Here is a 7,557-nt window from a genome sequence, read left to right on the forward strand (position 1 = left end):
CTGAACAAGGATACTACTCTTAGCTCCCTGTCCGATTTTTGGGTGTCATTTCAAGGTGTCTACTAAGTCAGTAGGTGGGTTAGGCGATTGCATTAAACACCTGTCTCTCCGCGTTGTCTTACACCGCCACGGCTATATCCCCTGGAACTACGCCCGTTTTCTTAACCACTGCACCGATCGCCTACTTCTTCAACGAGTTGGTGGTCGTTATCGCTTCATGCACAAGTTACTACAAGAACATTTTGCCGCGATGCCCTTCGAGAAGCCTTAGCGCTCTTCCATCAATGTTGGTGGAGAATAACAGGTTCTAAAGCTCCCAAAGCTAGAATAGGCAAACGATAGAGCGAAGAGAACCTAAACCGACAATTCGATTTATTGATGAGTATTGTCAATGGTATGAGTCCCTGTTCTCAGATGTGAGAAGTTTTGAAGCCTTTAAGCACCTGCAGGTGGGAATGCTATCTGAAGTCAAACGCAAAAGCTTGCCTGCGATTGCTAAGGTATGTGGACTCAAGAATGAGCAATCCTTACACCACTTTTTAACCGATGCCCCTTGGTCAGTGGTGGAACTGCGGCAACAACGCTTAGCCCTGATACTACAAGTCGGCGTTCCCGTAGCTTTTGGACCAAAAACAACGCTAAGGAATTTGTGGGCAAGATCAGCGAATGATAAGTGGATAGAATCGGTCGAGAAGCAGACTACACAGGACGAGGACTAAGATGGGACTGAGTAGTACAGCAAACAGGGGTGTTACAAGCGTAATCTAACTCGCTTTAAGGAGCTGAATCCTCGATCCCCTGGTCGAACTTCTGCCCACCTATCGGAATGACGAACCACAAATTGATGTCGTTTTGGCATGGATCAGACTCCCAAACGTTGACGTTGAAAACTGAGTTAACCGTTTGGGCTTAGAATTCCCAAGCTGGAATTAGGAGTTGTGATGGCTAATCGAGCTAACCGAGTTGACCCTGAGCCGGTCTACTTTTTCGTTCTCAATAAATGGGAGTTCTTCGCAATAGACTCCCCTAGAACGAGGGCAACTGTGCCAGTTTTTTAGAAATACACGCAGTTTAGGCGTTTGAGGTCGCTACATCGTAAAATTAAAGTTTCCTGATGTAACTCACCATGAAGGTTAATCGTCACGGTCAAGCAAAGATTCTTACAAGTGAAGAAATTAATCAATTGTTTGAAGTTGGACTAACAAGTGATCGCGATCGCGCCCTGTTTGGAGTCTGCTTCTTCACGGGATGCCGAATCTCAGAATCCTGCTCATTGCTCACCGATGATGTCTACGGGGCAAGTGGCAGTGTCCGAACTAAACTCACCTTACGGAAGGGCAACACCAAGGGGAAATTGAAAACGCGATCAATTCCGGTGCGATCTGAACTAGTAGAGTTGCTCACGAGTCATCACCCTCACGCTGGCAAGCGCTACTTGTTTCCCGGTCGTCATGGTCGTGGACATATTCACCCCGATTCGACGGCGTTGATTCTGCGAGAGGCGTTTGCAGAGTTGGCGATCGAGGGAGCCAGTACTCATAGCTTCAGACGCACAGCATTGACCCGACTTTCTAACGCAGGTGTCCCCCTGCGTGTGATTCAGGAGATCTCAGGACACGAAACGCTATCCGCATTACAGAAATATTTAGAGGTGACGGAGCAGCAGGTAGAGGACGCGATCGCAACTCTAAAATTTTAGTAATCGTCTTGTTATCTGGTTCAGCAACTCAAAATCCTGCCATACAGCGATTTTCTCGTTATCATGCAACCTGCTCTAACTGACGAATCCGGTGGTGCAACAATGGCTGAACTAACTGCGGCTGAATGGGACAAAATCAATACCTTATTTGCCAAAGATCCCTACAAATATGGGCTACCCAAACGCGAGAGCGGCTCAGTCGTTTTGGCATCGTTCAACATTCGTAAGTTAGGTGCCAAAAAGCAACGTACCAAAGCCACCTGGAAGTTTCTCGCGCAACTCTGTCAGCATTTTGATCTGCTTTCAGTTCAAGAAATCATGGATGACCTCGAAGGCTTTGACCATCTCAAGGAACTGATGGGCGAAGACTTTGGCGCAGTCGTTTCGGATGTGACGGGCGCATTTCCTGGTGAGGCTGGGTTAGGGGAACGCTTGGGCTTTATCTACAATCGCACTCTGATTGAGCGAGGTAATATCGTTTCTGATATCTCCTTTGATCGCACCAAGCTGATCACTACGATGATCGAACACAGTGCGGAATTGGTGAACGCGATCGCACCTCACTTTGATGAACAAGGCAACCTCCGCAAGGGAACCAAAATCAAGCTGCCTATTTTTCTCACCTTCGTCCGTCAGCCCTTCTGCGCGAGTTTCCGCATCAGTGGGCATCCAGGAACACAACCTTACGAAATCATGGCAGTTAATGCCCATCTCTACTTTGGCGACGGCATTGAGGATCGACGGCAGGAATTTGATGCGCTAATGGAGTGGTTGCTGGCAAGGGTGAAGAAAAAGTCGAGCGACTTCCCGAATTACGTTCTGATGGGAGATTTGAATCTTGACTTCGATGATCCCGAACGCGATCGCCCTCGCATCGAAACCCAGATCAAAACCTTCAACCAGCAGATGGGCAGGACTGCTAACGTAAACTTTCCCTTTCTAGATATCCACCCCAACTTCAAGACGCAGTTTCGCACGAATGCACGATTAAGCGAGACGTTTGACCAGATTGGCTTATTCAGTCGAGATGATCGGCTGCCGACCTATAAGGACAACGCGACGATGGGCAGTCAGTTGCGCGGGCCGGACTATGGGATTGTCAACTTTGTCGAGCTATTTCGAGAAGCATTGGAGTTGCCCTCGGTTGAGACAATGACTACGGCCCAGAAGAAGGCGTTTTTCAGCAAGTTCGAGCATGAGGTGAGCGATCACTTGCCGCTCTGGTTGAGATTGCCCACCCCCTAGAACACAACGAGCGAGATCCAATTATACGGTGAGATCCACAACAGTGAATCTGGAGCAGTTTAGGGAGGTTCGGTGGAGGGATTGAATGTGCGACAACACAGAAACATTTTAAGGTCATGAAACGATAGCTGGAAGTGCGATCCTTTGGAACTTGGCGAAGCCGATCGCGAGTGGGGAGAACGCAACCTTTCAACCCAGAGCACTTCACTAAGCGGTGTATTCGTAGGTAATGCAATACATCGCCCCTAACGGATCAGTCATGAAACCCTCCCAAAATGCTGCAATCTCACCCGGTACTCCAGTTGTGATTTTCGTTGGAGTTGCCTTGATGCTTACAAGTTGCCGCTCCTCTCTAGGTTTAGTTGATAAAGCTCCTTCTCCCTCTGTTGCTTCCCAAATGGTTAAGCCAACGGTCAAGGTAGAAGCTCAACCCTCTCCCGTCGATATCCCTACTCAAACACCCTCCTCAGAAACTGCTCAACCTGCACTTCCAGAAGAAACCACTACCTCTGCTCCTGACACTTCAGGCTTTGTTGCGGGAACGTGCAAGGAACTTAGAGCGCAGGGGCTAAGTGATTTTCGTCCTGGCGAGCCGAACTATACGAAGAAGCGCGATTGTGACAACGACGGGGTTGCTTGTGAGAGTTGATGGATTCGTTTTACGGGTAAGTAACAGATGGTAGATGAGACCTTGACTTTGTCAGCGATCAAAGCTCAATCACATTGTTCAAATATTTGCTCTGTTGTAATTCGGTCACTTCTGCAAGCGTTTCGATAATCACTGGATAAGAGGTATTCTTACGTGATAACTCATGGAGCTTGAGTGTACTGAGCCTTGAGAACTTTGCGAAAAATTGTGCGGCCACCTTGCCGTCCCGCTTCGCGCTTGGCAGGAAGTCCAGCATTGCGACACAACCTGAAGGCTACCCAGTTGATAAGTAATAACGCCGTAACGCCGATAGTCGAATTCAAATTTGCTAAAGTGCAATCTACAATTTACTCTAATCCCTCCAACAACTTTGCTACTTGCTCAGGATCAGGCAGTTGTCCTTTTAACTCCTGCGGTAACGTCGAAGTCATTCGATAGGTTGCAACCCCAATCGGCTTAGTGGCATCCTTCAGGGCATATTCCACGGTCATCTTATCCTTCGTCTTACATAAGATGATCCCAACCGAAGGTTGCTCATGCGAGAGCCGCACCTGATCGTCCAGCACCGCTAGGTAAAACTGCATTTTGCCGACATACTCTGGCTCAAACTCCCCGATTTTTAGATCGATTGCTAATAGGCACTGCATGGCTCGATGGTAAAGCACAAGGTCGATAAAATACTCTTTATTGCCGACTTCTAAACGATATTGACTTCCGACAAAGGTGAACATTCCACCCATCTCTTGGAGGAAAGGTTCAACTTTTGCCAAGATGGCAGCCTCCAGTTGACGCTCTGAATATTTATCTCCTAACTCCAAAAACGGGAATGTATATTCATCCTTTACTGCCAATTTCGCTTGATTCTGAATCTCTTCAGAAATCGTAGCCTCAAAGTTCGTCTGGTTCAGTAGAGTCTTTTCGTAGGTTTGATTTTCAATTTGATGCAGTAAGACATTTTTTGTCCAGCCATATTTACGAGTCGTACGGATGTAGAACTCTCGTTCCAGATCATCCTTACATTTCTCCATGATGACCAAATTGTGACTCCACCCAATTTCTGCAACCAATGGTTGCAGTTTTTGATTTTGGCTATAGGTGACGTAGAAGCTTCGCATATTCCAGATATTGCGAACGGAGAAGCCGCTCATTCCTGGAAACTCTGCCTGCAAGTCCTTCGCTAGCTGCTCAACAATCGACTTACCCCAGCTATCGCCTTGCTGGCGGGTCCTGATCAGTTGCCCAATATCCCAATAGAGGGCGATCAGTTCTTTGTTAACTGCCTTAAGCGCCTCATACTGAGCCGACCGAATCCGCTGTTTGATTTCAATTAGGAGACTACCATACTCTCCTGAATCCAATGTGCTCACCAAACCTGTCCTCGCAAACGCTAAAGCAGAAGACCCTGAATGTCTCCTCATCTGGAACTAAATTACATCAGAGACTAATGATCTTAGATCAGCCAGTATCTTCTCCAACTTCTTTTGCTTTTTGGGATCGTCCCAAACCTTTGAGCGCTTAGCAAGTTTTAGCACATCATCAATCTGAGTCTTCAGTGGAGGCTGTTCTGCTGCGGCAGCAATGTTGGACTTAAAGCTATCAATACGCTCTTTAATATGAGCCAAAGAAAAGTCTTGAGCGATCGCATCCTTGAGTAGAATTTTGCGCTGATCCTCATCTCTCACCCGAGCGATCGCCTGAGCCTTGGTATAGGCAATCTTTCCCTGTTTCAGCGCTTCTAAGACATCGTCAGGAAGATTAAGCAGGGGAAGTCGATTATTGACGAACGACTCCCAGGTCATTGTTGCTAAAGAAGCAAAGATCGCTTGCACAGCCTCGTTTTCTGAACTGCCCATAACGTTATGGGCAACTTTTCCTTTTGCCTCATGCTGCATCCGATAAAGCAACTTAGGAACCTCATGAACAGCTATTTCTAGCTTGAGTGCCAAAAGTTGTAAAATCCCCTCTGTTTCTTCGACCGGGTTGAGATCTTCTCGCTGAAGGTTCTCAATCAGAGCTAGTTGAACTGCCTGCTCATCAGTTAAATCGCGAATCACCGCAGGAACATCACTTAACCCGGCTTCCTTCGCAGCGCGGTAGCGCCGTTCTCCAGCAACCAACTCGTAAGTATCCAGGCTAGGGAGAGTCCGAACGAGTAAAGGTTCTAAAATTCCGTGCTCTTTGACTGAGAGCACGAGTTGTTCCATCTTCTGGGGGTCAAAATATCGTCGAGGCTGTTGAGCAGGAAGTCGAATGCGCTCAATTCCTATCACATTGGGCGCAGATGAAGGCTCAGCTTCCCCGAACAAAGTGACTGGAGCCGTAATTTTGCCTCCAAATACGCGCTCACGTTTGGATGTCATACTAACTTCTCCATCTCTTTTGCTAATCCATCCAGCACCTTTTTAGCAGGATGCTTGGGGCTGTAGACTGCCAAAGGAACTCGCTCCATTGAAGCATCTGCAAAGACGGTTGACTTAGGAATGAGTGGGAAAACCTTACCGATCGGGGCAAGCTGCTCCTGGATCGCTTTCAGCGTTAACTCATCATGAGAGTTGCGGCTATCGTACATCGTGGGCACAAATCCCGCGATCTTCAGGTTCCGATTGGGCTTAGCTTTCACTTTCTGCAAAGTCTGTAAAAGCATATCAGTTCCCTGAAAGGCTTTAAACTGCGTTTGAATTGGAATTAGCAAATAGTCGGTTGCGACTAGAGAAATATAGCTCAACATCCCTAAACTAGGCGGACAGTCCACCAAAATAAAATCATACTGATTTCGGATGGGCTCCAAAGCATCTTTAAGTCGAGTGTCACGCATGTAGGCGGTGACTAACTCCTGCTCGGCATCAGAAAGCTTTAACTGCGCGGGCACCAAATCCATGCCGTGAATTTTCTGATGAATTGGCAAGTCCTCTTCTGGCACGATCGCATTATAAATTGTTCGTTCTAGCGTCCCTGGCTCCAGTCCCATAAACGTGGTCAGGGACGACTGAGGGTCTATATCGACTAGCAGCACTCGCTTTTTTCGTTGAGCCAAGCTGTAGCCCAGATTTACTGTCAGGGTCGATTTACCAACTCCCCCAGCTTGATTAAATAGTGCAATGACTTTTCCCATTGATCTCAATGCCAGTTGCCTTCAGCAGCATACCGTAATAAAGATTTTCAACCGCATTCATTGCTCAAGTGAGCAAACAGTTCTTTAATGATCGAGAAAGATTGCACAGCGGAGGTGCTGTAAACTCCAAACTGCGTAGCTCCATATTCTTGATCAGTAAAAGCAGCGCAACCTCAACGTTCTGCTGCAAAGTAGGGGTTACAGGTGCGGCATGCTTAATGCAGTCTAGCAGAAGAGGATCGGCCTCATAGTATTGTTTAAGAATCTCTTTTTGCACCAATTCATCTGCCGTCAAATCTGATGGAATACTGAGTCATCTTGATTCGGCCGATAGCACCACAGGTTCTTGCCCCCTCCCGCACATAGCGCTTATCAAACTTAATCCCAACTAACTCAGCAATTGGTGAACGATCCGAATGTTGCTCATCCCTGGTCGAATCGAGAAGCGCAGGGCGAGTTTGATCTGGTGAACACACGGGCGCGCTAGGTCAGCCCAGAACCGGATCTCGTCATCATCCCCAAACCATTCGCGTCCCGCCTGTGCGCACTTCAGAAACCCGGGGAGTTCAGCATTTTTCGGGTCGCCTAGCGGAGAGCGGTTCCCGACAAATCCCAAGGCGTGTTGCCTTGATTCCAAGCGGTTTTGTTTCTCTACCTCCTTCAACGTCCGCTCGGTCGCCAGCTCCGGGTGCAGCAACGCTTCTAGCTCTGTGATTTAGGGGTGGCGTCTACCGCTCGCTCTCGTCACACATCAAATTCGGTCAGAGATTGCACAAGCGAGAGCATCGAATGCAGGCGGTGTTGAGCGACAATCATATTGGCCCAATCGACGATTGCATTGCCCATCCCAGA

10 protein-coding genes and 1 pseudogene are annotated in these 7,557 nt (G+C 47.9%); 5 read left to right on the forward strand and 6 right to left on the reverse strand.

Annotation, left to right across the window (positions count from 1 at the left end):
• Window positions 1-55 precede the first annotated feature (55 nt).
• The 5 genes and pseudogenes from AC5JLB_RS10345 (at window position 56) to AC5JLB_RS10365 (ending at window position 3,593) form a co-directional block, all read left to right on the forward strand.
• Complete coding sequence (locus tag AC5JLB_RS10345) at window positions 56-271, forward strand: hypothetical protein (RefSeq protein WP_495873751.1); 216 nt, start codon at window positions 56-58, stop codon at window positions 269-271.
• A 67-nt stretch (window positions 272-338) separates the two neighbouring features.
• A pseudogene (locus AC5JLB_RS10350) lies at window positions 339-605 on the forward strand (IS701 family transposase); the annotation flags it as partial.
• 521 nt (window positions 606-1,126) lie between these two features.
• The gene (locus AC5JLB_RS10355) at window positions 1,127-1,699 is read left to right on the forward strand and encodes a tyrosine-type recombinase/integrase (RefSeq protein ID WP_495873752.1); all 573 of its coding nucleotides are present in this window, start codon (window positions 1,127-1,129) and stop codon (window positions 1,697-1,699) included.
• 63 nt (window positions 1,700-1,762) lie between these two features.
• On the forward strand, window positions 1,763-2,944 hold the full coding sequence (locus AC5JLB_RS10360; protein WP_495873753.1) for an exonuclease/endonuclease/phosphatase family protein: 1,182 nt from the start codon (window positions 1,763-1,765) through the stop codon (window positions 2,942-2,944).
• Between the two features lie 259 nt (window positions 2,945-3,203).
• Entirely contained in the window at window positions 3,204-3,593 is a 390-nt protein-coding gene (locus AC5JLB_RS10365) for an excalibur calcium-binding domain-containing protein (protein ID WP_495873754.1), read from the forward strand.
• 58 nt (window positions 3,594-3,651) lie between these two features.
• On the opposite strand, the gene AC5JLB_RS10370 is transcribed toward AC5JLB_RS10365, so the two are convergent.
• The 6 genes from AC5JLB_RS10370 to AC5JLB_RS10395 form a co-directional block, all read right to left on the reverse strand.
• Window positions 3,652-3,849: a hypothetical protein gene (locus AC5JLB_RS10370; RefSeq protein WP_495873755.1), complete on the reverse strand. Its 198-nt coding sequence runs from the start codon at window positions 3,847-3,849 to the stop codon at window positions 3,652-3,654.
• Between the two features lie 91 nt (window positions 3,850-3,940).
• Window positions 3,941-4,960, reverse strand: coding sequence for a PDDEXK nuclease domain-containing protein (locus tag AC5JLB_RS10375; protein ID WP_495873756.1), 1,020 nt, complete (start codon window positions 4,958-4,960; stop codon window positions 3,941-3,943).
• Between the two features lie 57 nt (window positions 4,961-5,017).
• Window positions 5,018-5,953 carry a ParB/RepB/Spo0J family partition protein gene (locus AC5JLB_RS10380; RefSeq protein WP_495873757.1) on the reverse strand — a complete coding sequence of 312 codons (936 nt, stop codon included), beginning with the start codon at window positions 5,951-5,953 and terminating at the stop codon, window positions 5,018-5,020.
• On the reverse strand, window positions 5,950-6,705 hold the full coding sequence (locus AC5JLB_RS10385; protein ID WP_495873758.1) for a ParA family protein: 756 nt from the start codon (window positions 6,703-6,705) through the stop codon (window positions 5,950-5,952). Before AC5JLB_RS10385 ends, AC5JLB_RS10380 begins: the two co-directional genes overlap by 4 nt.
• Before the next feature lie 64 nt (window positions 6,706-6,769).
• Window positions 6,770-6,982, reverse strand: coding sequence for an NACHT C-terminal helical domain 2-containing protein (locus tag AC5JLB_RS10390; protein ID WP_495873759.1), 213 nt, complete (start codon window positions 6,980-6,982; stop codon window positions 6,770-6,772).
• Window positions 6,983-7,093: 111 nt separating this feature from the next.
• The gene (locus tag AC5JLB_RS10395) at window positions 7,094-7,402 is read right to left on the reverse strand and encodes a hypothetical protein (RefSeq protein WP_495873760.1); all 309 of its coding nucleotides are present in this window, start codon (window positions 7,400-7,402) and stop codon (window positions 7,094-7,096) included.
• Window positions 7,403-7,557 lie beyond the last annotated feature (155 nt).

This window comes from Myxacorys chilensis, from assembly GCF_059505265.1.

What these genes read in the sequence shown, in the direction of transcription:
- AC5JLB_RS10355 (WP_495873752.1), top strand. Translation starts at nt 1,127, where the DNA reads ATGAAGGTTAATCGTCACGGTCAAGCAAAGATTCTTACAAGTGAAGAA.
- AC5JLB_RS10360 (WP_495873753.1), top strand. Translation starts at nt 1,763, where the DNA reads ATGCAACCTGCTCTAACTGACGAATCCGGTGGTGCAACAATGGCTGAA.
- AC5JLB_RS10365 (WP_495873754.1), top strand. Translation starts at nt 3,204, where the DNA reads ATGAAACCCTCCCAAAATGCTGCAATCTCACCCGGTACTCCAGTTGTG.
- AC5JLB_RS10370 (WP_495873755.1), bottom strand. Translation starts at nt 3,849, where the DNA reads ATGCTGGACTTCCTGCCAAGCGCGAAGCGGGACGGCAAGGTGGCCGCA.
- AC5JLB_RS10380 (WP_495873757.1), bottom strand. Translation starts at nt 5,953, where the DNA reads ATGACATCCAAACGTGAGCGCGTATTTGGAGGCAAAATTACGGCTCCA.
- AC5JLB_RS10385 (WP_495873758.1), bottom strand. Translation starts at nt 6,705, where the DNA reads ATGGGAAAAGTCATTGCACTATTTAATCAAGCTGGGGGAGTTGGTAAA.